The sequence below is a fragment of the Paraburkholderia ultramafica genome (genome assembly GCF_902859915.1).
Lineage (GTDB): Bacteria > Pseudomonadota > Gammaproteobacteria > Burkholderiales > Burkholderiaceae > Paraburkholderia > Paraburkholderia ultramafica.
In genome coordinates this window covers 146,599-172,068 of sequence record NZ_CADIKK010000011.1, presented here as the reverse complement: position 1 = coordinate 172,068, position 25,470 = coordinate 146,599, and the positions used below count along the sequence as shown (strand labels likewise).

22 protein-coding genes and 3 pseudogenes are annotated in these 25,470 nt (G+C 64.1%); 14 read left to right on the top strand and 11 right to left on the bottom strand.

Annotation, left to right across the window (positions count from 1 at the left end; translation table 11 throughout):
• Positions 1–27 precede the first annotated feature (27 nt).
• From HV744_RS13975 to HV744_RS13960, 4 genes are all read right to left on the bottom strand, one after another.
• A complete protein-coding gene (locus HV744_RS13975) occupies positions 28–1,074 on the bottom strand; it encodes an extracellular solute-binding protein (protein ID WP_175150080.1) in 1,047 nt (348 codons plus the stop codon).
• 1 nt (position 1,075) lies between these two features.
• Positions 1,076–2,257, bottom strand: coding sequence for an ABC transporter ATP-binding protein (locus tag HV744_RS13970; RefSeq protein ID WP_175150079.1), 1,182 nt, complete (start codon positions 2,255–2,257; stop codon positions 1,076–1,078).
• A 32-nt stretch (positions 2,258–2,289) separates the two neighbouring features.
• Positions 2,290–2,430 carry a hypothetical protein gene (locus tag HV744_RS13965; RefSeq protein ID WP_175149960.1) on the bottom strand — a complete coding sequence of 47 codons (141 nt, stop codon included), beginning with the start codon at positions 2,428–2,430 and terminating at the stop codon, positions 2,290–2,292.
• 183 nt (positions 2,431–2,613) lie between these two features.
• Positions 2,614–3,540, bottom strand: coding sequence for a LysR family transcriptional regulator (locus HV744_RS13960; RefSeq protein WP_175150078.1), 927 nt, complete (start codon positions 3,538–3,540; stop codon positions 2,614–2,616).
• Between the two features lie 213 nt (positions 3,541–3,753).
• Between HV744_RS13960 and HV744_RS13955 the strand changes: the two genes are divergently transcribed.
• Genes HV744_RS13955 through argE form a run of 4 tightly spaced genes read left to right on the top strand, consistent with a single transcriptional unit; the run spans position 3,754 to position 7,448 of the window.
• Positions 3,754–5,112, top strand: a complete 1,359-nt coding sequence (locus HV744_RS13955) for a flavin-containing monooxygenase (protein WP_175150077.1) — start codon at positions 3,754–3,756, stop codon at positions 5,110–5,112.
• Positions 5,113–5,166: 54 nt separating this feature from the next.
• Positions 5,167–5,604, top strand: coding sequence for a RidA family protein (locus HV744_RS13950; RefSeq protein ID WP_175150076.1), 438 nt, complete (start codon positions 5,167–5,169; stop codon positions 5,602–5,604).
• A gap of 10 nt (positions 5,605–5,614) precedes the next feature.
• Complete coding sequence (locus tag HV744_RS13945) at positions 5,615–6,292, top strand: DUF1028 domain-containing protein (RefSeq protein ID WP_175150075.1); 678 nt, start codon at positions 5,615–5,617, stop codon at positions 6,290–6,292.
• Positions 6,285–7,448, top strand: a complete 1,164-nt coding sequence (gene argE / locus HV744_RS13940) for an acetylornithine deacetylase (protein ID WP_175150074.1) — start codon at positions 6,285–6,287, stop codon at positions 7,446–7,448. Before HV744_RS13945 ends, argE begins: the two co-directional genes overlap by 8 nt.
• A gap of 92 nt (positions 7,449–7,540) precedes the next feature.
• Here the strand turns inward: argE and gltS are convergent, their stop codons facing one another.
• A complete protein-coding gene (gltS, locus tag HV744_RS13935; RefSeq protein WP_175150073.1) occupies positions 7,541–8,743 on the bottom strand; it encodes a sodium/glutamate symporter in 1,203 nt (400 codons plus the stop codon).
• A 347-nt stretch (positions 8,744–9,090) separates the two neighbouring features.
• On the opposite strand from gltS, the pseudogene HV744_RS13930 reads away from it, so the two are divergent.
• A pseudogene (locus HV744_RS13930) lies at positions 9,091–9,462 on the top strand (MFS transporter); the annotation flags it as partial.
• Between the two features lie 56 nt (positions 9,463–9,518).
• Here the strand turns inward: HV744_RS13930 and HV744_RS13925 are convergent.
• Positions 9,519–10,430 carry a DMT family transporter gene (locus tag HV744_RS13925; protein WP_175150072.1) on the bottom strand — a complete coding sequence of 304 codons (912 nt, stop codon included), beginning with the start codon at positions 10,428–10,430 and terminating at the stop codon, positions 9,519–9,521.
• Between the two features lie 124 nt (positions 10,431–10,554).
• Between HV744_RS13925 and HV744_RS13920 the strand changes: the two genes are divergently transcribed.
• The 4 genes from HV744_RS13920 (at position 10,555) to HV744_RS13905 (ending at position 15,592) form a co-directional block, all read left to right on the top strand.
• On the top strand, positions 10,555–11,484 hold the full coding sequence (locus HV744_RS13920; RefSeq protein WP_175150071.1) for a LysR family transcriptional regulator: 930 nt from the start codon (positions 10,555–10,557) through the stop codon (positions 11,482–11,484).
• 330 nt (positions 11,485–11,814) lie between these two features.
• Complete coding sequence (locus HV744_RS13915; protein WP_175150070.1) at positions 11,815–12,363, top strand: DUF4142 domain-containing protein; 549 nt, start codon at positions 11,815–11,817, stop codon at positions 12,361–12,363.
• 271 nt (positions 12,364–12,634) lie between these two features.
• Positions 12,635–14,365, top strand: coding sequence for a tetratricopeptide repeat protein (locus tag HV744_RS13910; protein ID WP_175150069.1), 1,731 nt, complete (start codon positions 12,635–12,637; stop codon positions 14,363–14,365).
• 201 nt (positions 14,366–14,566) lie between these two features.
• Positions 14,567–15,592, top strand: a complete 1,026-nt coding sequence (locus HV744_RS13905) for an aldo/keto reductase (RefSeq protein WP_175150068.1) — start codon at positions 14,567–14,569, stop codon at positions 15,590–15,592.
• 44 nt (positions 15,593–15,636) lie between these two features.
• Here the strand turns inward: HV744_RS13905 and HV744_RS13900 are convergent, their stop codons facing one another.
• From HV744_RS13900 to HV744_RS13890, 3 genes are all read right to left on the bottom strand, one after another.
• Entirely contained in the window at positions 15,637–16,185 is a 549-nt protein-coding gene (locus tag HV744_RS13900) for a cyclic nucleotide-binding domain-containing protein (protein WP_175150067.1), read from the bottom strand.
• 68 nt (positions 16,186–16,253) lie between these two features.
• Positions 16,254–17,198 (bottom strand): SDR family oxidoreductase, encoded by a 945-nt coding sequence (locus HV744_RS13895; protein WP_175150066.1) that lies wholly within the window; start codon positions 17,196–17,198, stop codon positions 16,254–16,256.
• A gap of 70 nt (positions 17,199–17,268) precedes the next feature.
• The gene (locus HV744_RS13890) at positions 17,269–18,012 is read right to left on the bottom strand and encodes an SDR family oxidoreductase (protein WP_175150065.1); all 744 of its coding nucleotides are present in this window, start codon (positions 18,010–18,012) and stop codon (positions 17,269–17,271) included.
• Between the two features lie 137 nt (positions 18,013–18,149).
• Between HV744_RS13890 and HV744_RS13885 the strand changes: the two genes are divergently transcribed.
• Positions 18,150–19,049 (top strand): LysR family transcriptional regulator, encoded by a 900-nt coding sequence (locus tag HV744_RS13885; protein WP_175150064.1) that lies wholly within the window; start codon positions 18,150–18,152, stop codon positions 19,047–19,049.
• Between the two features lie 111 nt (positions 19,050–19,160).
• On the opposite strand, the gene HV744_RS13880 is transcribed toward HV744_RS13885, so the two are convergent.
• Positions 19,161–20,198, bottom strand: a complete 1,038-nt coding sequence (locus HV744_RS13880; protein WP_175150063.1) for a glutathione S-transferase family protein — start codon at positions 20,196–20,198, stop codon at positions 19,161–19,163.
• A gap of 259 nt (positions 20,199–20,457) precedes the next feature.
• On the opposite strand from HV744_RS13880, the gene HV744_RS13875 reads away from it, so the two are divergent.
• Both HV744_RS13875 and HV744_RS13870 read left to right on the top strand, forming a co-directional pair.
• Entirely contained in the window at positions 20,458–21,381 is a 924-nt protein-coding gene (locus tag HV744_RS13875; RefSeq protein ID WP_175150062.1) for a LysR family transcriptional regulator, read from the top strand.
• Between the two features lie 204 nt (positions 21,382–21,585).
• Positions 21,586–21,903: a single-stranded DNA-binding protein gene (locus tag HV744_RS13870; RefSeq protein ID WP_175150061.1), complete on the top strand. Its 318-nt coding sequence runs from the start codon at positions 21,586–21,588 to the stop codon at positions 21,901–21,903.
• Here HV744_RS13870 and HV744_RS13865 read toward each other — a convergent pair.
• Positions 21,873–22,799 (bottom strand): LysR family transcriptional regulator, encoded by a 927-nt coding sequence (locus tag HV744_RS13865; protein WP_175150060.1) that lies wholly within the window; start codon positions 22,797–22,799, stop codon positions 21,873–21,875. The two genes, HV744_RS13870 and HV744_RS13865, sit on opposite strands and share 31 nt — an antisense overlap.
• A gap of 553 nt (positions 22,800–23,352) precedes the next feature.
• Here HV744_RS13865 and HV744_RS13855 point away from each other — a divergent pair.
• A pseudogene (locus HV744_RS13855) lies at positions 23,353–23,937 on the top strand (CoA transferase); the annotation flags it as partial.
• 72 nt (positions 23,938–24,009) lie between these two features.
• Positions 24,010–25,322 (top strand): annotated as a pseudogene (locus tag HV744_RS13850) (MFS transporter).
• Positions 25,323–25,470 lie beyond the last annotated feature (148 nt).

Sequence of the window (25,470 nt, the reverse complement as noted above, 5' to 3'; positions counted from 1 at the left end):
ACGTTGAGCTCTCGTCGGGCGATGGTGTTACTGCGTCAGCCACACCTGGAAGCGCTTGTTGATCTGGTCCGCGTTGTCGGCCCAGAAGTTCGCGTTGATCTGCAATGCGCGCCTGAAGTTCTCGGGTGCGGTTGGCAGGTCGGCGAGGCGCTGCTTGTCGACCAGCGCGATCGCGTCCTTGCGCGGCGGTGCATACGCGATGTACTTCGACAAGTCCGCATAGGCCTTCGGCTGCGAGGCGGAGACGATGAATTTCGCGGCGGCGTCGGCGTGCTTCGCGCCCGCCGGCACGCCCCACCAGTCGAAGTCGTAGACTTGCGCGTCCCAGACGGCCTTGAATGGCTTGTTATCCTTCTTCGCGGCATCGGAAATGCGGCCGTTGTAGGCCTGCGTCATCACGACCGCGCCGTCCGCGAGCAACTGCGGCGCCTGCGCACCCGACTCCCACCACACGATGCTGTGCTTGATCGTGTCGAGCTTCTTGAACGCGCGATCCACGCCAGCGGGCGTAGCGAGCACCTTGTAGACATCCTTCGGATCGACGCCGTCCGCAATCAACGCCCATTCCATCGATACCTTCGGCGACTTGCGCAGCCCGCGCTTGCCCGGGAATTTCTGCAGATCGAAGAAGTCGTTGACGGTGGTCGGGGCGGTCTTGAGCTTGCTCGCGTCGTACGCGTAGACCGTGGACCAGACCATGCTCGCGACCGCGCAATCGCTGATCGAGCCAGCGATGAAATCACTCGTCTTGCCGATCGTCTTCTTGTCGAACTTCTGCAGCAGGCCTTCGTCGCAGGCGGTGATCGCATCGTTGGTTTCGAGGTCGATCAGGTCCCACGTGGTGTTCTTCGCCTGCTCCATCGCGGAGAGTTTCGCGAGGCCGCCGTCATACGATTCGGTCGAGAAGCCGATTCCCGTGGCCTGCGTGAACGGTTCGAAATAGGCCTTTTTGGCTGCCGCTTCATACGCGCCGCCGAACGTCACGACGGAGAGCGTCTCCGCTGCCTGGGTGGTCATGGTGGCGAATGCGAGTACGGCAAGTACAGCGCATTGTGCTTTGATGAGAGTGCGCATGTCAGTTGGCTCCTGCTGGTGCGGTCGTGATAAGGGAAGGTGACGGCGGTGTGGATACGTGAATCGCGGGCGCGCTTCGCGGCGCACTCATCGCAAGAATCTTGCAGTCGTCGTGGCGCCATGCGACCTCGATCGCGTTGCCGGCCGAGGGCAGTGCGTGGCGCTGCGTGTTGGGCACTTTCACGACGATCGAATCGCGCGAGCCGAGCGTCAGATGCACACGATGATGATCGCCGCAATACACCAGTTCGTCGACGCGCGCACGCACGACGTTGTTGTGTTCGTCGGCGTGTGCGCCTTCCGCGCTCGGGATATGCGCGCGTTCGGGGCGCAAGGCGAGCATTGCTTCGTCGCCTGCGCGCAGGCCGTGGTCGCTGCGGCCGCGAATGACGCTGCCGTCCGACAGCGCGAGCGTCGCCCAGCCTTCGCCCGCCTTGACGACGCGCCCGGTCAAGCCGTTGTTCTCGCCGACGAAGTTGGCGACGAACGCGTTCTGCGCGTTCTCATACAGTTCGCTCGGTGCGGCGGCCTGCTGGATACGGCCGTCCGAGAACACGGCGACGCGGTCCGACATCGTCAGCGCTTCGGCCTGATCGTGGGTCACATAGACGATCGTGAGCGACAGCTCGCGATGCAGGCGCATGATTTCGTATTGCATGGTTTCGCGCAGGCGCTTGTCTAGCGCGCCGAGCGGCTCATCCATCAGCACGACGCTCGGCTCGAACACGAGCGCTCGCGCAAGCGCCACGCGCTGCTGCTGTCCGCCGGAAAGTTGGGCGGGACGCCGGTTCGCCAGGTGCGGCAGCTCGATCATCTCGAGCGCGCGCTTCACGCGCGCCTTCTGCTCGGCGCGGCTCACGTGCCGCACGGAGAGCGGAAACGCGATGTTCTCCGCAATCGTCAGATGCGGGAAGAGCGCGTAGTTCTGGAACACCATGCCGATGTCGCGCTGATGCGGCGGCTTGTCGTCGAGCCGGCGGCCATCGAGGCGTATCTCGCCCTGGGTGGGCGATTCGAATCCCGCGAGCATCATCAGCGTGGTCGTCTTGCCCGAGCCCGAGGGGCCGAGCAGCGACAGGAATTCTCCCTTGCGCACGTCGAGATTCAAGTCTTCAACGACGTATTGGGCGCCGTCATACGATTTGCTCACGCGCGAGAACGAAATGAAGGAAGGGTTTGACATCGTGATCGCGTCCTGTCGATGGTGCGTCGTAATCAATGTGTGCCGAGCTTCGCTGCGACGACTTTGCTGGCAACATAGCGCGCGAAGTCATAGTTGGGGCGTTCGAGATGGCTCAGGTGGCCGGGCTTCGCGAGCGGCGCTTGCACTGCGATCGTCCTTGCCGGGTTGGCCATGGGTGTCTCCCTTGATTCATCACGGTAAGAGCGTGCCGTCGCGAGGCTTTGCGGCGTGGCGCTCAACATGGACATCAATCTATCAAGCCAAATTGCAAGCCAAAATATTGTTTTTAGATACAGAGCAAAGCTTTTACCTATGCAGCGTGTACAGGCTTGAAGCCGACGATTGAACGTTGTGACTCATGCGTTGATGTGCAGTCGCCGGATATAGTTCTCGCAGAACGACGCAAAGCGATGCACAACCTGGCGCGGCTTCATCGTGCGCGATTGCGCGATGCCGAGCATCGTTGCATTGACGTTGTCTTTGAAGCGTTTAATCACGAACTCTTCGCCATCCACGGTGCGATTCGACTTGAGCGGAAAGTTGAGCAGGCTGTAGCCGAGACCGTTGGCCACCAAGCCGCGCACGACTTCCGGCTGCGACGAACGGAATGCGGGCACAGGACGGTTGCCCACCGCATCGAAGAGCGCGGCGAAATACTCGCGGCTGTGCGGCAGATCGAGCATCACATAGGGTTCGGGCAGGAGGTCCGCGAGCGATACCTTGCGCGCGCGCGCGAGCCGATGCGTCCTCGGCAGGATCGCATAAGGCGGCAGCGAGAGCAGCGGCGTGAAGGCGATGTCCTCTGTCAGGTCGAGGCTGTAGGTGAGGGCGATATCGAGCGAACCATCGTGCAGGCCCCGCAACAGGCCGTCCTGATGCGCCTCGACAGTGCGAAACGAAATGCCCGCGTGCTCGCTCGTGAAACGGCTGATCAGCCCCGGCATCAGCGGCGGCGCGAGCGAGACGAGACAGCCGAGCGCGATGGCGCCCGTCATGCCGCCATCCATTTCCTTGGCGGTGGTCTGCAATTCCTCGGCGATCTTCAGCAGATTGCGTGCTTGCCCGAGCAGATCGCGTCCCGCTTGCGTGAGCGAGAGACCGCTCGCGTGATGCCGTATGAAGAGTTGCACGCCGAACGACACTTCCAGATCCGCAAGCGCCGTCGAGATCGACGGCTGCGAGATGTGCAGACGCTTCGCGGCAGCAGTGAAGGACAGCGCTTCCGCCGTGACCACGAAATAGCGCAACTGGCGCAACGAATAGCGCAACGGGTGATTCTCCATCGACGACGCTCCATCTTCAGGGTCCTCAATGGGCGGCATTGTGAAGCGGTCAAAAAGCCTTGCATAGGGAAATCCGATGCTGTGCATTTTTTAAATATATTTTTCAGATTCTGACCGGGCGGGTAGATTTTCACGCAGACGAACGGCCCAGGCGGCGGGGCCGCGAGGCCGCGATCGAATCGAAATAATCTGCCTCTTCAGAAGGACATGGTCATGACAGTGGAAAGAACCTCAATCGATACGCTGGTGGTCGGCGCCGGTCAGGCCGGCATCGCCATGAGCGAACATTTGAGCAGGCTCGGCGTGCCGCATCTCGTGCTGGAGCGCGCGCGTATCGCCGAGCGCTGGCGCACGGGGCGCTGGGATTCGCTGGTTGCCAACGGTCCCGCATGGCACGATCGTTTCCCCAATCTCGAGTTCACGGACGTCGACCCGGACGGATTCGCTTCAAAGGAGCAGGTGGCGGACTATTTCGTCGCTTATGCGCAGAAGTTCGACGCGCCGATCCGCACCGGCGTGGAAGTGAAGCAGATCGTGCGCAATGCGGTGCGGCAGGGCTTCACCATCGAAACGTCGGAGGGCACGATCGAGGCCCATCGCGTGGTCGTCGCGACGGGACCTTTCCAGCGCCCGGTCGTTCCGCCGATTGCGCCGCAAGATTCGAGTCTCACGCAGATTCATTCCGCCGACTATCACAATCCCGCGCAATTGCCCGAAGGGGGCGTGCTGGTGGTCGGTGCAGGATCGTCCGGCGTGCAAATCGCGGACGAGTTGCAACGTGCGGGCAAACGCGTCTATCTGTCGGTTGGCGCGCATGATCGTCCGCCGCGCGCCTATCGCGGCCGCGATTTCTGCTGGTGGCTGGGCGTGCTCGGCGAATGGGACGCGGAGGTCATGAAACCCGGCAGGGAGCACGTCACCATTGCGGTGAGCGGCTCGCGCGGCGGTCATACGGTGGACTTCCGGCGTCTCGCGCAGCAGGGCATCACGCTCGTTGGTCTCACGAAGTCTTTCGGCAATGGCGTGGCGACTTTCGAGGCCGATCTCGCGGCGAACATCGCGCGCGGCGACGAGAACTATCTGTCGCTGCTGGACGCGGCCGACGCGTACGCCGAGCGCAACGGTCTCGATCTTCCGCGAGAGCCCGAAGCGCGCGTGATTCCCGCCGATCCGGAGTGCGTTACTCATCCGTTGCACGATCTCGACCTGGCGAAAGCCGGCGTGACGTCGATTGTCTGGGCGACCGGCTATGCAGTCGATTTCAGCTGGTTGAATGTCGACGCCTTCGATGAAAAGGGTAAGCCGAAACATCAGCGCGGCGTATCAAATGAGCCGGGCGTCTATTTTCTCGGTCTGCCTTGGCTGTCGCGTCGTGGCTCGGCATTTATCTGGGGCGTGTGGCACGACGCGAAGCACATCGCCGATCACATCGTTACGCAACGCAAATATCTGGCGTATTACGATCGATCGCAACACCATGCGCCGGGCCGCGGCGAGGAAAGCGCTGAATGTGCCAATGGCGCATCCGCCGGTTCACGCGTCCATCGAGTCAGCGAGATGGGCGTGAATTGATCCAAACGCCTCTCTAGTCCGCGATCTATTTCTTCCCAGCATTGAGGTGCATTGATGAGCCAACCTACGCATACCCGTATCCGCATGTTCAACACGAAGGATACCTATCCGAACCAGACGCTCGACAACGATCTTTGTCAGGCCGTGCGCGCCGGCAACACGGTCTATGTACGCGGCCAGGTGGGTACGGATTTCGAGGGCCGTCTGGTCGGCCTCGGCGATCCGCGAGCCCAGGCCGAGCAAGCGATGAAGAACCTCAAGCAATTGCTCGAGGAGGCGGGCAGCGATTTGTCTCACGTCGTCAAGACGACCACTTACCTGACCGACATCCGTTACCGCGAGCCGGTCTATCAGGAAGTCGGAAAGTGGCTGAGAGGCGTATTTCCCATTTCCACCGGCCTGGTGGTGGTCGCGTTGGGGCAGCCGCAATGGCTGATGGAGATCGATGTTATCGCCGTCATTCCGGATGGATGGACGCGGCCGGGAGCCTAAGGAGCGGGACATGACATTCTCTATCGTCGGACGTTGTCCACAATCGGGGCAGCTCGGTATCGCGATCAGTTCTTCGAGCATCGCGGTGGGCGCTCGATGCCCGTGGGTGCGGGCAGGCGTTGGCGCAGTGGCGACCCAGAACGTCACGCTGCCCGCACTTGGCCCGCAGGTTCTCGATCTTCTCGAGAGCGGGCATGTCGATCCCGCTGCCGCATTGGACCGTGCGCTCGGCGCGAGCGAGTGGAGCGAATATCGGCAGGTGACGGTGGTCGATAGCCAGGGCCGCACGGCATTCTTCAGCGGCAAGGAAGCGTTGGGCACGTATCACGCCGTCGCCGGCAAGCAATGCGTAGCCGCGGGCAACATGCTCGCCGGCGTCGATGTGATCGAGGCGATGGTGCCGGCGTTCGAACAGGCATCCGGCGCGCTTGCTGATCGACTGCTTGCGGCCATGCATGCGGCGATGGCCGCCGGCGGGGAGGCGGGGCCCGTGCATTCGGCGGCGCTCAGCATCGCAGGCGAGCTTAGCTGGCCGATCGTCGATTTGCGGGTCGATTGGGCGGATGACGATCCCATCGGCCAGCTCGACGGTTTGTGGCACGCGTATCGGCCGCAGATGCAGGACTACCTGACCCGGGCATTGAATCCGAGCGCCGCGCCCAGCTATGGAGTGCCGGGCAATGAATGACAGATCCAGCCGTGCGCTGCTCGAAAGCTTGATCGGGTTCGCCACGGTCAGCCGCGATTCGAACCTGGACATGATCGAGTTCATTCGACACTACCTCGAAGAACTCGGTGTCGAGAGCGAGCTGTTCTACAACGCCGAGCGCACCAAGGCGAATCTGTTTGCGACCATCGGTCCGCGTGAGCGAGGCGGCATCGTGCTGTCCGGTCATACGGATGTGGTGCCGGTCGAAGGCCAGGCGTGGACCGTCGAGGCATTCCGTCTCACCGAACGCAATGGGCGACTGTATGGCCGCGGCACGGCCGACATGAAGGGCTTCATCGCATCGGTGCTGGCGGCCGTGCCGAGGTTCCTCGCGCGGGAGTTGAAGCTGCCGGTGCATCTCGCCTTTTCGTACGACGAGGAAGTCGGCTGCCTCGGCGTGCGGCCGATGCTGGCGGAACTCGAGCGGCGTCCGCATAGGCCAGTGCTGTGTTTGATCGGCGAACCGACTGAGCTCAAGCCGGTGTTGGGCCACAAGGGCAAGCTGGCGATGCGCTGTCAGGTGAAAGGCGCGCCTTGCCATTCGGCCTATGCGCCGTATGGCGTCAACGCCATTCAGTACGCGGCGCGGATGATCGGCCGTCTGGAAGCGATCGGCGAGCGACTGGCGCAGCCCGAGCATCACGACGCGCGATTCGATCCGCCGTTCTCGACTGTCCAGACCGGTGTGATCAAAGGCGGCCGCGCGCTGAACATCGTGCCGGCGGAATGCGAATTCGACTTCGAAGTGCGCGCGCTGCCGGGTTTTGACGCCCGCCGGGTAGCCGACGAATTGCAGACCTACGCCGAAGCTGAGTTGCTGCCGAAGATGCGCGCCGTGAAATCCAACGCCGACATCCGCTTTCAGTCGCTCTGCGCTTATCCGGGACTGGCTACGTCGCCCCACAGCGAAGCGGCGCGTCTGTTGGCGTCGCTCAGCGGTTCCAATGAGTTCGGCACGGTAGCGTTCGGCACGGAAGGCGGACTCTTCGAGCACGCGGGCATTCCTGCGGTGGTCTGCGGACCGGGCAGCATGGACCAGGGGCATAAGCCGGATGAATTCGTCACCGTCGAGCAATTGAGCGACTGCGATGCCATGCTGGCTCGTTTGGCGGATTACCTTTCAGCCGCTTGTTGAGACGGATGAGCTTGCCGGGGCGTGCCGACGCAGGATGCTTCGCGGGCATCGGAACGCTGCAGGTAATCTCCATTCCGCATTCAGATGCTCCCTCAATGAAAAATCGGCAGCGCGAGAAACAGCTTTATAACGATGGCGTTGATGATATCCATGAAGAATGCGCCGATCATCGGCACGATCAGGAACGCTATATGGGAGGGGCCGAAGCGGTTGGTCACAGCCTGCATGTTGGCGATTGCGGTCGGCGTCGCGCCAAGCCCCAGTCCACAGTGGGCAGCGCTCAAGACGACTGCATCGTAGTTGCGGCCCATCGTCGGGAAGGTCACGAAAACTGCATAGACCGCCATGAGGGCGGTCTGTGCCGCGAGGATCGCGGCGACAGGAGGCGCAAGCTCGGCGAGCTCCCAAAGGTCGAGTCTCATGAGCGCCATCGCCAGAAATAACGCCAGGCTGACATTGCCCAGGAGCGCGACTGCATGCTGCTCGAGCCGTACGCCCATGAGCGCCAGCCCATTGTTCAGGACCACGCCGACGAACAGCACACAAACAAAAGTGGGCAATTCAATGGGCGTTCCGGCCAGCCCGTCGGCGACTATCTCGCCCGCGGTCAGGCAAACCGAGATCAGCGCGAGCGTGGTGATGAAGGCGGCCGGCGTGGTCGGCTGTTCGGCCTTGGGCTCTTCGAAAACGAGCGTCTGTTCTTCCTGATCCTTGATTCGCTGTCTTTCATCATCGCCAATTTTGCGCATGAGCAGGCGTGCGATTGGCCCCCCGAGGACGCCGCCCATCACCAGGCCGAACGTCGCGCAACCGATGGCGATCTCAGTTGCAGACTGCAGTCCATGATGTTCCGTGAAGACCTGGCTCCAGGCCGCGCCCGTACCGTGCCCGCCTGCCAACGTGATCGACCCGACCAATAGTCCATACAGCGGATCGACGCCGAGCGCAAAAGCCAGCAGAATACCCACCACGTTCTGCGATATCAGTAGCCCGCTGACCAAGGCGAGAAATTTGATCAGCACGGGACCACCCGATTTCAGGCTGGCCATATCCGCGTTAAGACCGATCGTCGAGAAGAACGCGAGCATGAGAGGGACCTGTAGCGCGGAATCGAACCTCACTTCGACATGTGATGCCGCTCGCACTATCAGGACGGCTACAGCGACGATCAATCCGCCCACTACCGGAGCGGGAATCGAGTAGGTTCGCAGGAAGCCAACCCGTTCGATGAGTTTTTCGCCGAGGAGCAGGACGAGAGACGCTGCAACTAGCGTTCCGTATACACCGATATTCATGAATGACCTCGAATCAGGAGCATGACAAGGTTCGTTCACAAGCGCGAAGCCGCCGCAGAGTCGGGTAACCGCTGGATGGTCCGATCGCAAACGGTAGCGACAGCCGTCGGCGCGCGGCATTATCTTTCACGAAGGTCGGTGACCAGATATGTCCCATCTTAGACGCACTTGCGAGCTACGGGCGAGCGCCGCCATACTGACCACAAGCGAGCCCGGTCATCCTGCTCTAAACTACCTGCCGCCCAAGCCAGCCATGTATGGCGAACAACACACCGATGTCCCCAGATCCCGCCGATCCCACCGACTCCCCAACCTTCAGCCTGCCGAAACACTTCCCATTCCAACGCTTTGCGCGCGACGTGCTGCACGCCGGTCCGCTCGGTCTCGGCCTGTTGCGCTCGGGCACCGCGATCGGCGCGCTCGCGGGCACCATCTGGCTTGCGCATTTCCCGTTGCGCAACCGGCCCGGCGCGGCGATGTTCGGCGGCGTGATCGCGTTCGGCCTGGCCACGGTGGTGTTCGGTCTGTCACATCAGTTCCTCGTGTTGCTGTTCGCTTTGATGGTGCTGGGCGCATCGGACACCATCAACGTGGTGGTGCGTCTGTCGCTCGTGCAACTGCGCAAGCCGGATGACATGCTGGGGCGCGTCAGTGCGGTCAATTCGCTTTTCATCGGGACATCGAATCAACTCGGCGAATTCGAGTCGGGCGTGCCGGCGGCGCGTCGTCGCGCGCCGTTGATCGACCGATGTGTGGCGTTCGTGCGGGCTGTGCTTCAAGCCCGCGCAGCGCTGGTTCGCCATGCGGTCCAGCGCACCGTCGCCAGAATCGACGCGGCGACGATCAGCGCGCCGCCGACCCACGCGGTCGCCGAAATCCGTTCGCCTAGCCAGAGGCAGGCGAACAGCGCGCCGAACGCCGGCTCGCTGCCCATCAGCAGCGACACGCGCGTCGGGCTGCTGCGTTTGATCGCGAAGTTCTGCGCGAAGAACGCGAACAGCGTGCACGCCAGCACCAGATACGCGACGTAGACCCAGAACGTCGCGTGGCCGGTCAGCGTCGGCAGCGCTTGCCACTGTTGCGGCGCAAACAGCCACGCCGCCGCCGCGCTGCCGAACGCCACCACACCCGACTGAACCGCGGTCACCGACAACGGCGGCAGCGCCGAATCGCGCATCACGCGTTTGGTCACGCACACGGTCAACGCGCGCAGCAAAGCCGCGAGCAGGATCAGCGCATCGCCGGGATTGAAGCTCAGCGCGCCGTCGCCGGCCAGCAGCCACGCGCCCAGCAGCGACAGCGCCACCGCCGCCGATTCGACGCGGCTCGGCCTGCGCTGGAGCAGCAGCCATTCGACGAGCGGCGTCAACACCACGCACAGGCTGATCAGAAACGCGGCGTTGGCCGCGCGCGTCATCAGGATGCCGAAGGTTTCGCACAGGAAGATGCCCAGCAGCAGCATGCCGGCGCTCAGCACGCCGCGCAGCGTGCGGGCGTCGGCGGCGCGCAGGTGGCGCAATGCGGGCGACAGGATCACGAACGTGACGCCGAAGCGCAGCGCCAGCAAACCCAGCACCGGATAGAACACCAGCGCGCTCTTGACGACGCCGTAACTGGTACCCCACACGACCGCGACCGCGAGCAGCATCAGATCGGACAGCAGAAGCAGACGTTCTTGTTTCGACATGGCGGACCTCGAGCAGTGGAGCGCGTATTGTCGAACTTTGCGCGGGAGAAGATAATCGGGTCGCCGCGCACAGCTTTTATGTCGCGTTTGCATTAATTGACCACCTGCCCGCGAGCCTGCCACGATGACCCCAACCGAGCTTTTCGCGCTGTTGCCGGACATGGCGGTGTTCGCGCGCGTCGTCGATGCCGGCAATTTTTCGCTGGCCGCGCGTCAACTGGGCAGCACGCCGTCCACGGTCAGCCGGCAGATCAAGCGGCTCGAAGACGCGCTCGCAACCCGTCTGCTCGAACGGTCCACCCGCGCGGTGCGGGTCACCGAATCGGGTGCCCAGGTGGCGCGATTCTGTCGCGACATGGTGAGCGCCGCGTCGGGCGCGGTCGACGCCGCCGGGCAACTGGCGGCGCGGCCGCAAGGCAAGGTGAGCGTGAGCGCGCCGACCCAGTTCGCGAAGACCGTGATTCATCCGCTGATCGCCGGCTTCCTGCGCGCTTATGACGAAGTGGACCTGCAACTCCTGTTCACCGACCACGACGTCGATCCGCTCGCCGACGACGTCGATCTGGTGATCCGCTTGACCGAGCATCCGCCGCAAGGTCTGGCGGGCCGCCGGCTCGGCGCGGTGCGCTGGCTGCTGGTGGCGTCGCCGGCGTATTTGCGCGAGCGCGGCACGCCGGCAACGCCGCGCGATCTGCTGAAGCACGCGTGCATTTATCTCGGCGAAACCGCCGACGACAACCGCTGGCGCTTTCGCCGCGGCGCGGAGACGCAAAGCGTCGACGTGAAAGGGCGCTACATCGCCAATCATGCGGACGCGCGGCTCGAAGCCGCGCAGCAGGATTTCGGCATCGCGAGCGTGCCGGAGTTTGCCGCCGCTCACGCGTTGCAGAGCGGCGAACTGGTGCAGGTGCTGCCGGACTGGCGCCTCGCGGCGCGCGCGTACGAGGGGTCGGTGTGGCTGCTGTATCCGCCGAACCGTTTTTTGCCGCCGAAGGTGAGGGCGTTGATCGACTACCTGGCCGAGCATCTTCACGATGCGCTCGATGCAGCGTAACGACGGACGGCGGCCTGGTTCGAGCGGCGAAACGAACGTAGAATCGCTCGCGCCGCCGACGATTCAGTGCGCTCGCACTGCCGGGTGCTTATGCAACTTGCGGGAGAACCTCCGCAATACCACCATGTCAAGGCATTGATATGAAGCTTACCTAAGGTTACACAAGCGACAGTACCGTTTCACATGGTCCGTAATGCGCCTCCTAGAATCGACAGCGATAAAAGCGTGGCCCCGTCAGCGGCGCGCAAGCCGGCTGCAAGGTTTTGCGCAGCGCGATGTTCGACGCGCACACGCATCGCTGTTGTTTCGTTTCCACCTCAAGGAGAACGTATGATCCGCTTGCCTCTCGCCACCCTCACCAGTGCCTGCCTGACCGGTCTTCTGGTTGTCGCCACCGCGGCCAGCGCTCAGACCACCCCAGCCGCACCGGCCGCCGGCCGGCTGCATGCCGCCGACCAGGCGTTCATCGCGGACGGCACCAAGGCCGTCGCGACGCAACGCGACGCCGCGCGCATCGCCACGTCGCGTTCCACCGATCGCGACGTGAAGGCGTTTGCCGAACGCGTGTCGAGCGATAACGCGAAAATCTCGGACGCGCTGCGCGCGGCGAGCCCGCGTGGTGTCGACGTGCCGAAGAACGATCCGGACACCGCGGTGCTCGCGAGCATCAACAATCTGCGCGGTGCCGAGTTCGACAAGACGTATATCGAACAGGTTGCGCTCGCCGGTGAACAGAAGGCGTTGTCGGCATTCCAGGCGGAAATCGCGTCGGGCCGCGACGAGCAGTTGAAGGACGCGGCAAAGAAGGCCTTGCCGACCATCCAGGAGCACTATGCGATGGCGCAGGATCTTGCCAGGCGCAAGCATCTGTCGCAGTAAGGCGTTTTACGCGTGTCACGTTGCGGCGTGACGCGTCATGCGTCATGCGTGATGCCTGATGCGCGGCGCCGGGCAGCTTGAATGCCCGGCGCGCGCCAAGGTGGGCAGCAACCCACACCGCCTTCACGCGCAGGCCGGCAGTCGTTCGAATCGGTGCTTTTCGGCGATAATCGCGGTTTTCTTTTCGCGCTCACCGCGCGGCGTCCCGCACGACGCATGCGTGTCAAAAGCGCACCGGCGATTTCTCGCGCATTCCATCAAAGCTGACCGTATGAGCAAGCCCGGCAATCTGCCGCAACAGTTGGACTACATGCTTCGGCAAGCCATCGCGCTTCAGCAGAACGGCGCGATCGTCGAGGCCGAAGAACTCTATCGCGAGATTCTCGAACTCAAGCCCCGCCATTTCGACGCGTTGAAATTGCTCGGCGAGCTCGCGCTGCAAACGGGCCGTCTGCAAGAAGGCGTCGATCTGCTCAGGAAGGCGCTGACCGTCAACGCGAAACAGGCGCCGGTTCATTCGAACCTGGCCAGCGCGCTCAACGAGTTGCAGCGCTACGGTGAAGGCCTCGCGAGCGCCGATCGTGCGCTCGCGCTGCAGCCGAACTTCCCCGACGCGCTGAACAATCGCGGCAATTCGCTTGCTAATCTGCACCGGCCGCTCGATGCGCTCGCCTGTTTCGATCGCGCCATCGTGCTAGTGCCGGAGTTCGCGACGTGCTGGAACAATCGCGGCTGCTTGCTGCGCGACATGGGCCGCGCCGACGAGGCGCTCGCGAGCTTCGATCACGCGCTCGCGTTGCAGCCGAACTATGCCGCTGCGTGGAGCAATCGCGGCAATGTGCTCAGCGACATGAACCAGCCGCAGGATGCCGAGCGCAGCTACCGGCGCGCACTGGAATTGGCCCCGGCGTTCGCCGAGGCCTGGAGCAATCTCGGCCTCACGCAGATCGACCTCAATCAGCACACGCAAGCGCTGTCGAGTTACGAGCGCGCATTGGCAATCAATCCCGCGTCGGTGGAAACGCACTGGAACCAGTCGCTGTGTCTGCTGCAAACGGGTCAGTTCGAAGCCGGCTGGCAGCAATACGAACGGCGGTGGGAGCGTGCCCGGATCAAGGCGGGCAAGCGCAGTTTCGCGCAGCCGCTCTGGCTCGGCGATGTTTCGATCGAAGGCAAGACGATTCTGCTGCACGTGGAGCAGGGTCTCGGCGACACGCTGCAGTTTTGCCGCTATGCCGCGCTGCTGTCGAAGCTGGGCGCGAAGGTCGTGTTCGAAGTGCCGTCGCCGTTGCTGCGGCTGATGGCCACGCTCGACGGCGTCGACCAGTTGATCGAAGCGGGGCAACCGTTGCCGCCGTTCGATTGCCACTGTCCGCTGATGAGTCTGCCGCTCGCGTTCAGAACCGACGAGGCCAGTATTCCATCGGTGACGCCCTATCTTTTCGCGGACGCCGAGGCCGCGCGCGGATGGCGCGAGCGTATCGACGCACCGGCGCAGACGCCAGCGCACGCGCAAGCGGATCGCCGCCTCAAAGTAGGCCTGGTGTGGGCGGGAGAAAACCGCTCGCACGTCGCGGAACTGCGCAAGATCGATGGGCGCCGCTCGATCGCGTTCGAGCGGTTCGCGCCGCTTCTCGATGTGCCGAACGTGCGCTTCTTCAGCCTGCAAAAGGGCGCGGCGGCGTCGCAACTGCCGGGTAGCGAGCTGCGCGGGCGCGTCGTCGACTACACGGAAGAGCTGCACGATTTTGCCGACACCGCGGCGCTGGTCGCCAACCTGGATCTGGTGATTTCGGTGGACACATCCACCGCGCATCTGGCCGGCGCGCTGGACAAGCCGGTCTGGATTCTGAACCGCTTCGACAGTTGCTGGCGCTGGTTGCTGGAGCGCAGCGACACGCCCTGGTATCCGAGCGCGAGGTTGTTCAGGCAGCCCGCGCTGGGCGACTGGGAGAGCGTGATGCAGGCCACGCGCGAGGCGCTGGCCGCGTTGAGCGCGTGATCGGCGGCTAGCGCGTAGAAACATGCCGTTTGTGCTCGAGAAGGCGCTCCGGCGATGATTCGCCGGCTGTCCCTACGCAGCGCACGCCGCTCACCAACCCAACCGCCCGCGACAATCCCCGACACGCCCGCCGACGCGCTTGCCCAGACGCGCGTAGACTGAACGTCCGTTTATCGACGGCTAGGCCACGGAGATTCATCAATGGAATACAGACATCTGGGTGCATCCGGTTTCAAGGTGCCGGTGCTGAGTTTCGGCACGGGCACGTTTGGCGGCAAGGGCGAGTTTTTCCAGGCGTGGGGCGCCACCGACGTCGCCGAAGCGCGCCGCCTGCTCGACATCTGCTTCGATGCGGGCGTCACCATGTTCGACAGCGCGGACATCTATTCGAGCGGTGCGTCCGAGTCGGTGCTCGGTGAAGCGCTCAAGGGCAAGCGCGACAAAGCGATCATCTCGACCAAGGCGACCTTCCGTTTCGACGACGGCCCGAACAGCGTCGGCTCGTCGCGCTTCCATCTGACCCAGGCGGTGGACGCGGCGCTCAAGCGCTTGCAGACCGATTACATCGACCTGTTCCAGTTGCACGGCTTCGATGCCAGAACGCCGATCGCCGAAGTGATGTCGACACTCGACGATCTCGTGCGCGCCGGCAAGATCCGCTACACCGGCGTGTCGAATTTCTCCGGCTGGCATCTAATGAAGTCGCAGGACGTCGCGGACCGCTACGGCTATCCGCGTTATGTCGCAAATCAGACCTACTACTCGCTGGTCGGCCGCGACTACGAGTGGGAGCTGATGCCGCTCGGCATCGACCAGGGTGTCGGCGCGGTGGTGTGGAGTCCGCTCGGCTGGGGGCGTCTGACCGGCAAGCTCAAACGCGGCCAGCCGTTGCCCGATTCGAGCCGCCTGCACAAGACCGCCGACATGGGCCCGCCGGTGCCGGACGAGTATCTGTTCCGCGTGCTCGATGCGATCGACGAGGTCGCCGCCGAAACCGGCAAGACGGTGCCGCAAATCGCCTTGAACTGGCTGCTGCAACGGCCGACGGTGTCGACGGTGCTGATCGGCGCGCGCAACGAGGAGCAACTGCGGCAGAACCTCGGCGCGGTGGGCTGGAATCTGACGCCCGAGCAGGTTGCCAAACTCGACGCGGCGAGCGCCGTGCGTCCCGCTTATCCGTACTGGCATCAGGAAGTTTTCGGGGAGCGTAATCCGAAGGTGGTATAAGCCGCGCTGCTTTTTACGTCGAAGCGCCACGCTCCGGCTGGACGTTATTTCGCGAGTTCGGCCGCAGCGGTGAAAAGCTCGTTGTAGTAGCGGCGGCCTGCGTCGACATGCGGGCCGAACGCAAAACCTTGCGCGAGCATCGCGTCGAAGTCGGCGCGTTCGATCTTCATCACATAGCTGTGTTCGGTGGTGACGACGCGGCATGACCGCTCTGTCACTGCCGCGCTGAACCACTTGCCCGCGCTCGCATGATCCGACGGATACGCGTGGCCGGCGGCTTCGATTTGCCAGCCGCCGTCCAGCAGAATCCACATGGCTTGATCCTGCCTGTCTGTCGCGCCGTCGTCACATTGCGCGACTGCGGTGCCGGCGCGGGCTTCCCATTCATGCGAGTGGCCGATCACCCAGCGCAACTGCGCGGTCGTGAGGCTCGTGAAGAACGGCGTGTGCTTCAACAGATGAAGGTAGGTGACTGTGGGTTCCATGGTCGTGCTCCGCGTGGTGATCGAAGCGTCGAGCGGCGGCTGCCGGGTATCGCAGGCGGCGAGCAACGGCAGCAGCGCCGCGCAAGCGATCAGAGTCGGTCGTTTCATGACATGCGGATCCAGACGGTCCGGCCAAATACAAACGCCAAGGACGCAGCGAGGCGCGCGTGCCCGCTTCAAGCGTCGAACGTTGAACGTCGAACGTGCGCGGCTGCCCGCAACGAGTGACGTTTGACTCGCGCTTCCAGCAAATCGCCGATGCCGATCCGCTTCGCGAATTCGATCCGCACGCGCTCCGAAACGTCGAGCACTTCACGCGCGCCATCGCCGACGAAGTCGATCACCGAGCGCATCGGCCGTTCGCCCGGCGGCAGCGTGACGATCCGCACGATTTCATCGGCGACGGCTTGCGGATCGGCGTCCTCCGGCGTGAGTCCGGACAGGCGCTCGCCGATTCGATCCATCACGCCGTCATAGCGTGCGTACGCAGCGACGCGTTCGGTGTCGGCGGGCTTGCCGGCGTTCGGGAAGTGTTCGGTGCCGCGCGTGAACGCGCCCGGCACCACGATCGAGGTTTCGATGCCGAAGCGCGCGATCTCATACGCCAGCGTGACCGCCAGCGAATCCATCGCGGCCTTTGCGGCGACGTACGGGCCGAGGAACGGCGGGAAGCCGCCTTTGGTCGTCGAGCTGCTGATCCACAGCATCAAGCCGGCTTCCTGCTGGCGCAGGTAGGGCAGCACTGCACGGTTCACGCGCTGAGCGCCGAGCAGGTTGGTGTCGAACACCTTCATCATTTCTTCGGGCGTGAACGCTTCGGTCGGGCCGACTACCAGATGCCCGGCGTTCTGCATCACCACGTCGAGTCGTCCCTGCTCGCGGACGATCGTCGCGGCGGCGGCGTCGGCCGACTCTTGCGACAGCACGTCGAGTTCGAGCGGGTGCAGCTGGATGCCCTTTGATTCGGCGAGCGCGCGCATGGCGTCGGCGCGCGGCTGGTTGCGTCCTTCGACATCGCGCATCGTCGCGTAGACGATGTGGCCGGCTTCGGCCAACGCTTGGGCGGTGAGTTTGCCGATGCCTGTGCCGGCGCCGGTGACCAGGATGACGTTCTTGCGCATTTTTTGCTCCGATTCGAATCGATTCGATGACAGTGATATGACCTTGAGGGCGTGAAGCGCGTGAGCCGCGTTAAGCGAGGCCGCCGTTCGCGCGCAGGATCTGACCGTTGAGCCAGCCCGCATCTGCGCCGGCGAGGAACGCCACCACCGATGCGATATCGTCCGGCTGGCCGAGGCGTTGCAGCGGCGGCATCTTCGCGAACGCCTGGATCTGCTCTTCGGTCTTGCCGTCGAGGAACAGCGACGTTGCGATCGGGCCCGGCGCCACCGCGTTGACGGTGATGTTGCGGCCGCGCAGTTCCTTGGCGAATACATGCGTGAACGCTTCGACGGCCGCCTTGGTCGCGTTGTAGATCGCGTAGCCCGGCAGGTTCAGCGCGAGCGTGGTGCTCGAAAAGTTGACGATGCGTCCGCCGTCGTTCATCCGCGTGGCCGCTTCGCGCAACGTGTTGAAGGTGCCGCGCACGTTGATGTCGAAGGTCTGGTCGTACAGCGCGTCGCTGGTGTCGGCGAGCGGCACGGTCTTGAGCACGCCGGCGTTGTTGACCAGCACGTCCACCTTGCCGAGTTGCTGTTCGGTGCTCTCGAACATGCGGCGCACGTCGTCGGCGTTCGACACGTCCGCTTTCACCGCGATCGCTTTCGCGCCGGCGGCCTTGAGTCCGGCGACGAGCGCATCGGCTTCGGCCGAGCTGGACGCATAGTTGATGGCGACCGCGAAGCCGTCCTTCGCGAGACGTTGCGCGATTGCCGCGCCGATGCCACGGGATGCGCCGGTCACGATAGCGACTTGTGTGTTGTTGAGCATGTTCATGATTCGTTTCCTTCGGTGTGATGGGTGGGTGAGACGAATCATGGACGCTTTCCGCGCTTAGATAATCGGGTTAGACTGACCATCATCATTCCATTTGTTTTAACAATGGGCGGGTAAGCCGCCGCCAGGCGTCGACCATGGATCGTTTCGAGGAAATGCGGGTGTTCGTGCGAATCGCCGAGCGGCAGAGTTTCACGCGCGCGTCCGACGACCTGCAGATTCCGCGCGCCACCGTCACCAACCTGATGAAGCGCATGGAGCAGCGACTCGGCGCGCGGCTGCTGGAGCGCACCACGCGCACGGTGCGGCTCACGCACGACGGCGAGGCGTATTACCGCCGCTGCGTGCGGCTGATAGCCGACCTGGAAGAGGCCGAGGGCTCGTTTTCGAACCTCGCGCCGAAGGGACTGCTACGGGTGAATTTGCAGGGCACGCTGGCGCGGCACTTCGTCGTGCCGGCGTTGCCGGCGTTTCTCGCGCGGTTTCCCGAGATCGAGCTGATGATCGGCGAGGACGACCGCCTCGTCGATCTGGTGCGGGAGGGGATCGACTGCGTGCTGCGCGCGGGGACGCTGCAGGATTCGTCGATGGTGGGGCGGCGCGTCGCGCAACTGCCGCAAGTCACGGTGGCGAGTCCGGCGTATCTCGCGGCCTATGGCGAGCCGGCCGATCCGTCGGCGTTGTCCGGGCATCGGGCGGTGAATTACGTGTCGAGCGCAACCGGCAAGCCGGTGCCGCTCGAATTCCGCATCGATGGCCGTGACACGGCGATGGTTCTGCCATCCGCGGTATCGGTGACCGGCGCCGATCTCTATGCCGGTTCGGCGCTGGCAGGACTCGGCATCGTGCAGGTGCCGCAGTACCGGGTCGCGGGAGAACTGGCGGCGGGGCGGCTGAAAATCATTCTCGCGGATTTTCCGCCACCGCCGATGCCGGTTTCGGTGTTGTATCCGCAGAACCGTCAATTGTCGTCGCGGGTGCGGGTGTTTGCGCAGTGGCTGCGGGATATTTTTGAAGCGGCTGGGGAGAAGGCGTAGGGCTTGTCGTGACCGCGATCGTCGCCTCCAGATCGCCGGTGGCGAGCGCCACGTTGCTGACGCGCAGACCCAGCACGGGCGGATGATCGACAGAAGCTGTCTGCATGAGCGTCACTCCTTCACCACCTGCAATTGCGCTTGCGAGCGAACGGCCGTCGCCACCGCTGGCGCACCAAGCCGCGCCCGAGCATGCGGTGCGGAGAAATCCTGAACCGGCCCGAGCGGTACGATGCCGGTCGGATTGATGCTGCGATGGCTCTCGTAGTAATGCCGCTTGATGTGCATGAAATCGACCGTCTGCGCGATGCCCGGCAGTTGATAGATGTCGCGCGTGTAAGCGGCCAGGTTCGGATAATCGGCGATGCGGCGCAGATTGCACTTGAAGTGCCCGACATACACCGCGTCGAAACGGATCAGCGTGGTGAACAGCCGGATGTCGGCTTCGGTCAGTTGCGCGCCGGTCAGGTAGCGCTGCGTCGCGAGTTGCGCGTCGAGCCAGTCGAGCGTCTCGAACAACGGCGTGACGGCTTCCTCATACGCCTGCTGGGTGGTGGCGAAGCCCGCTTTATACACGCCGTTGTTCAACGTGTCGTAGACCCGCGCGTTGATCGCATCGATCCGCGCGCGCAGCGGCGCCGGATAGAAATCGCCGGGCTTCGCGCCGAGGCCGTCGAACGCCGAGTTCAGCATCCGGATGATTTCCGACGACTCGTTGTTGACGATGGTCGCGCGCTGCTTGTCCCACAGGATCGGCACCGTGACGCGGCCGCTGTAGTGGGGATCGGCGCCCGTGTAGAGCTGGTGCAGCAGCGTTGCGTGATTGACGCTGTCGGGCACGACGCCGGGGCCGTCCGCGAAGGTCCAGCCGTTCTCCAGCATCAGCCAGTGCACGACCGACACATCGATCATCGCTTCGAGACCCTTGAGCGCCCGCACGATCAGCGTGCGATGCGCCCACGGGCACGCGAGGCTCACATACAGGTGATAACGCCCGGCTTGCGCCGCGAAGCCGCCGACGCCGCTCGGACCTGCCGCGCCGTCCGGCGTCACCCAGTTGCGAAACGCCGCGTCCTTGCGCACGAAGCGCCCGCCGGTCGACTTCGTGTCGTACCAGCGGTCCTGCCATTGACCGTCCACTAGAAGTCCCATGTCGTTGCTCCCTGGTGCGTGCGCCGTCGTGCCATGTCGTGTCATGCCGGATCATGCCGGATCATGCGACGGCGGCGCAATGAATGTTCCCGCTGCGGGTTCAAGCCGGCCGGCTGTGCCTGATGAAGATCATGCGGCTTTTCCGAATGCGCGGCGTGCTGTCTTTACGGCTGGTCGTCGCCGCGATATCGCTATAGTGGACTCATGCCGGCGCTTTGCCGTACCATCTTTTCGTCGAACTCGTTCGAAGGAATGGAACATGTTGTCGGAAGACGAACTGGCCTTACTCGATGCGATTCGCGAAACCGGTAGCCTGTCGCGCGCGGCGGCGCGCGTCGGCAAGGCGCCGTCCACAGTTTCGCACGCCGCGCGGCAGCTCGAGACGCGCTTCGACGCGTTGCTGTTCGACCGGCGCCGCTACCGGCTGCAACTGACGCCTGCCGGCCAGCTCCTCGCCGACGAAGCCGCGCGTCTGATGCTCGACATGGCGCGCATGACGCAGCGTGTGCGGCAGATCGCGAGCGGCTGGGAGGACCGGCTATGGGTGGTCACGGACGAGATCCTCGAATTCGAACTGCTGATGCCGGTGGTGCGCGCCTTCGATGCGCTGAACTCCGGCGTCAAGCTGCGCTTCACGCACGAAGTGCTGAGCGGCACGTGGGAGGCGTTGCGCGACGGCCGCGCGGATCTGATCGTCGGCGCGACCAACGAGCCGCCGGCAATTCCCGGCCTGCGCTGGTTCGAGCTCGGCGTAATGGACTGGGTGTTCGCGGTGTCGCCGCGTCATCCGCTGGCAGGTGTCGAAGGGCCGCTCGGCCGCGAACGGATACTCGAACATCGCGCGGTGGTGGTCGCCGATTCGTCGCGCACGACAGCAGGGCGCGCTTATGGCGTGATCGGCGGACAGGCGTCGCTGGCCGTGCCGGGCATGCGGGCAAAAATCCTCGCGCAGCGCGATGGTCTGGGTGTGGGGTGGCTGCCGCGTCAGCGGGTGGCATCGCTGCTGAAGCAGGGCGAACTGGTTGAGAAGACGACCGCCGATCCGCGCGAGCCGAACGTGTTGTACGTCGCGTGGCGCGGCGACCATGAGGGCCGCGCGTTGCAATGGTGGCTCGAACAGTTGCGGCAACCCCGGCTGGCGAAGCGTCTCGTGCGCGGCGTGGACCTGACGATTGGCGCGTAACGGGCGTTGTGATTGGCGTGTAATGAGCCGCTGATTCGCAAGCGATAAGCCAGCGCCACCTGGCCGATTCACGCGTGACCGGTTTTTTTGTGCGGACCGCGCGCCTTCTCGTGGGATCATGCGCACCGTGCTGGGCGATCCTGCTTTTTGCACGGAACGCCCTGAAGGACATCCCCTTGGGGACGCAATAACAGGAGCAACACGATGATCGATGGACTGGTGGGCGGGCGGTTGTATGGCGAGGCGCAGATCCGCACCGGGCAGAACGGCAGGCGCTTCGTGACCTGCAAGGTGCGGGCGGGCACCAACGACGGCGACACGATCTTCGTCAACGTGATTGCGTTCGACGACGACGTGCAAACCGCGCTGCTCGCATTGAGCGACGCCGACAGCGTCGCGCTGAGCGGCACCTTGACGCCCAAGGTCTGGACCGACAAGAACGGGCTGGTCAAGCCCGCGGTGGACATGATCGCCCACAAGCTTCTGACGGCCTACGACGGCCGCCGCGACGGCGGCGAATGAGGCATTTTCCCGGACTTGCCGGCGGCGTCGACGAGATACTCGACGAAGCGGTCGGCGACCGGCTCCGCGTCACCGCTCCTGCGCAACAGCAGCACCTGCGATAGCAGCGTCTCGCCGAGCAGCGGCAAAAAGCAGACCCGCGGGTCCTGCACCTGCCGCAATGTATACGGCACCAGCGCGACCCCCATGCCGAAGCCGACCATCGTGACGACGGTCTGCCACAAGCGCGCCTCATGGCGAATCAATGGACTGAAGCCTGCACCCACGCACTGCGCGATGATCAGATCGTGATAATGCGGCGACACCGTGCGCGGAAACAGAATGAACGGCTCCTGCGCGAGCGCGCGCAGATCGACCCGGCGCTTGCGCGCGAGCCGATGATCGGCCGGCGGACAGCACAGGAACGGCTCGGAACAGACCGGCGTGGAAATCACGTCGGACGGGAAATTGCCCCAATGCGCGCAGCCCATGTCGAGCTGCATCCGCTGGATCGCATGCACCTGCTCGCTGGTATTCATCTCCTTGAGCACGATTTCGACGCCCGGATGGTCGGCCTCGAAGCAGCTCACCGCCCGCGGCATCCCACGGTACAGCATCGAATTCACGAAGCCGATCCGCAAGCGGCCGGCGAGGCCGTGCGCGGAGCGCACCGTGATGCGCTCGGCTTCGCTCGCCTGCAACAACAGGCGGCGCGCTTCGCCGAGCAGCACCTGGCCGGCGTTGGTCAGCGCGACCGACTTGTTGCTGCGCGCGAGCAGTTGCACGCCGAGCTGTTCCTCGAATTTGCGGATGTCGAAGCTGAGGGCCGGTTGTGAAATGAACAGCCGCTTGGCCGCGCGGCCGAAATGCAGCTCCTCGGCGACCGCCACGAAATAGCGCAATTGCTTCAGGTCCACGGCAGTCTCCGTTTTTTATCGATAAGCTGCGTCTATCGTACTGGATATAAGTTGTATTAGACGATTATCGAAGCCGCTTTTATGCTTTGTCCACAAGCAACTATCTTGCATGGGACCGGAGTAAGCGCTGAAGCGCCAACTCCGGTCGACAGCTTTGCATGGGACCGGAGTAAGCGCTGAAGCGCCAACTCCGGTCGACAGCTTTGCATGGGACCGGAGTAAGCGCTGAAGCGCCAACTCCGGTCGACAGCTTTGCATGGGACCGGAGTAAGCGCTGAAGCGCCAACTCCGGTCGACACAGGAGACAAGCACGAGCGAAATCACCGCGCAGCCGGCACACGGTTCGTCCAACATTCCCGATAGCCGGGGCATCAACTTCTTCACGAGCGATCCGGACTTCGCGCGGCTCATCAGGCTGCATCTCGGCGACGAACTGTACCGTGAGCTCGAAAGTCAACTCGTTTCGCTGGGCCAGCGCGCGTCCGACGAACTCGACGTGTGGGCCTCGTCCGCCGATAAGAACCCGCCGCAACTGCGCCATTGCACGCGGCGCGGCGTGTCGCTGCTGCATCCGCATCTGCCGAACTATTTCGGCTCGGGCCGCACGCCGCAGAGGAGCGGCAACGCGCACCCGAACATCACGCCGTACGACAGCTATCGCACCGCGACCGCGCCGATCTTTCTCGCGGTCGGTAACGACCGGCAGTTCGCGAAGCTGTGCGCGCATCTCGGCGCACCCGCACTCGCCGACGATCCGCGCTACGCCGACAACCGCAGCCGCTGCGCGCATCGCGAGCCGCTGAAGGCCGCGCTCGAAAGCCTGCTCGCCACGCACGACTGCGAACCGCTCGCGCACGCGCTGATCAACGCAGGCGTGCCGTGCGGCCCGGTGCAAACAGTCGATGTGGTTGCCAGCCATCCGCACACTTTGCATCGCGGCATGGTGATCGAGATGGGCGAGTATCGCGGCACCGCATCGCCGATCAAGTTGTCGCGCACGCCGGCGACCTATCGCAGCGCGCCGCCGGCGCTCGGCGCCGACACGCGCGACGTGCTCGACGCATTGGGTATCGACGCGGCCACCCAGCAGCGTCTGTTCGAAGCGGGCGTGCTCAGGGCCGAGCTGGTCACCACCTAGCGCCCGCGGTTTTCCGGCGACGGCACGCAGAAGCCGCGCCTTTCAGAAAAGCACGATCCTGGAGACATGCACATGAATTGCGAGCCAGACGCTCACGCCGCAACCCGGCAACCCACGCGCGCGGCGGCTGCCGCGTTTGTCGGCACCACCATCGAGTGGTACGACTTTTACATCTACGCCACCGCCTCCGCGCTGATATTCGGCAAGCTGTTCTTTCCCGGCAGCGATCCGTTCTTCGCGACGCTGGCTTCGTTCGGCACCTTCGCGGTCGGCTTCTTCGCGCGACCCTTCGGCGGCCTGGTGTTCGGCCACCTGGGCGACCGCATCGGCCGCAAGAAAGCGCTGGTGGCGACGCTCGCGATCATGGGCGTCGGCACGGTCGGCATCGGCTTCCTGCCGACCTATGCGAGCGCCGGCATCTGGGCGCCGGTGTTGCTGGTGCTGCTGCGCGTCGCGCAGGGCATCGCGATCGGCGGCGAGTGGGGCGGCGCGGTGCTGATGGCGAGCGAACATGCGCCCAAAGGCAAGCGCACGTTCTTCGCGTCGTTCGCGCAGCTCGGCAGTCCGGCGGGTCTGATCCTGTCGCTGCTCGCGTTTCGCGCGGTGGCGTCGATGGACAAGGACGTGTTTCTCGCATGGGGCTGGCGCTTGCCGTTTCTCGCCAGCGCGGTGCTGCTGGTGGCGGGCTGCTGATCCGTTCGGGTGTCAGCGAATCGCCCGAATTCAATGCGCTGAAGGCGCAACGTCGCGTGGCCGCGCTGCCGGTCGCCGACGTGCTGCGCGACGCGTGGCGCACCGTGCTGCTGTGCCTCGGCGCGAATGTGATCGGCGTGGCCGGCGCGTGGTTCGTCAACACGTTCATGCTCAATTACACGACGCAGACGCTCGGCCTCGATCGCTCGCTGATTCTCGATTGCCTGTTCGTGGTCGCGTTCATCCAGTTGTTCACGCAGCTGGGTTCCGGCTGGTTCGCGCAACGCATCGGCACCGGACGCTTCCTGAAGGGCGCGGCGGCGCTGGCGATGCTGTCGCCTTATCCGATGTTCGCGCTGGTCTCGACCGGGCGGCCGGTGGCGATCGTGATCGGCATTGCGCTGGCGGTGATGTGCATGTCGAGCTCGTATGCGGTGATGGCCGGCTTCATGTCGACGGCGTTCGCGGTGCGGGTCCGCTATTCGGCGATTTCGCTGTCGTATCAGGTATGCGCCGCGCTGGCCGGCGGCCTGACGCCGTTGATTGGCACGGTGCTCGCCCATCGGTATCCGGGCGCGTGGTGGCCGCTTGCGGTGTTCTATAGCTGTCTCGCGGGCGTCTCGCTGGTGTGCATCGGCACGCTCGAACGCCGCAAGCGGGGCGCGGCGCACGGCGTGGTCGAAGCGGCTTAGGTGGCTTAGGTGGCTTAGGTGGTTTTGCCGTCGGGCGGCCCCTCGGGAAACGGAAAGAAATCATTATTTCGTGGTTAACCCCACGTCATGCGCGGCCGACATGATGTCATCCTCAAGCGCGCCAAGCCGCCTGCCATCAAGGCGGACG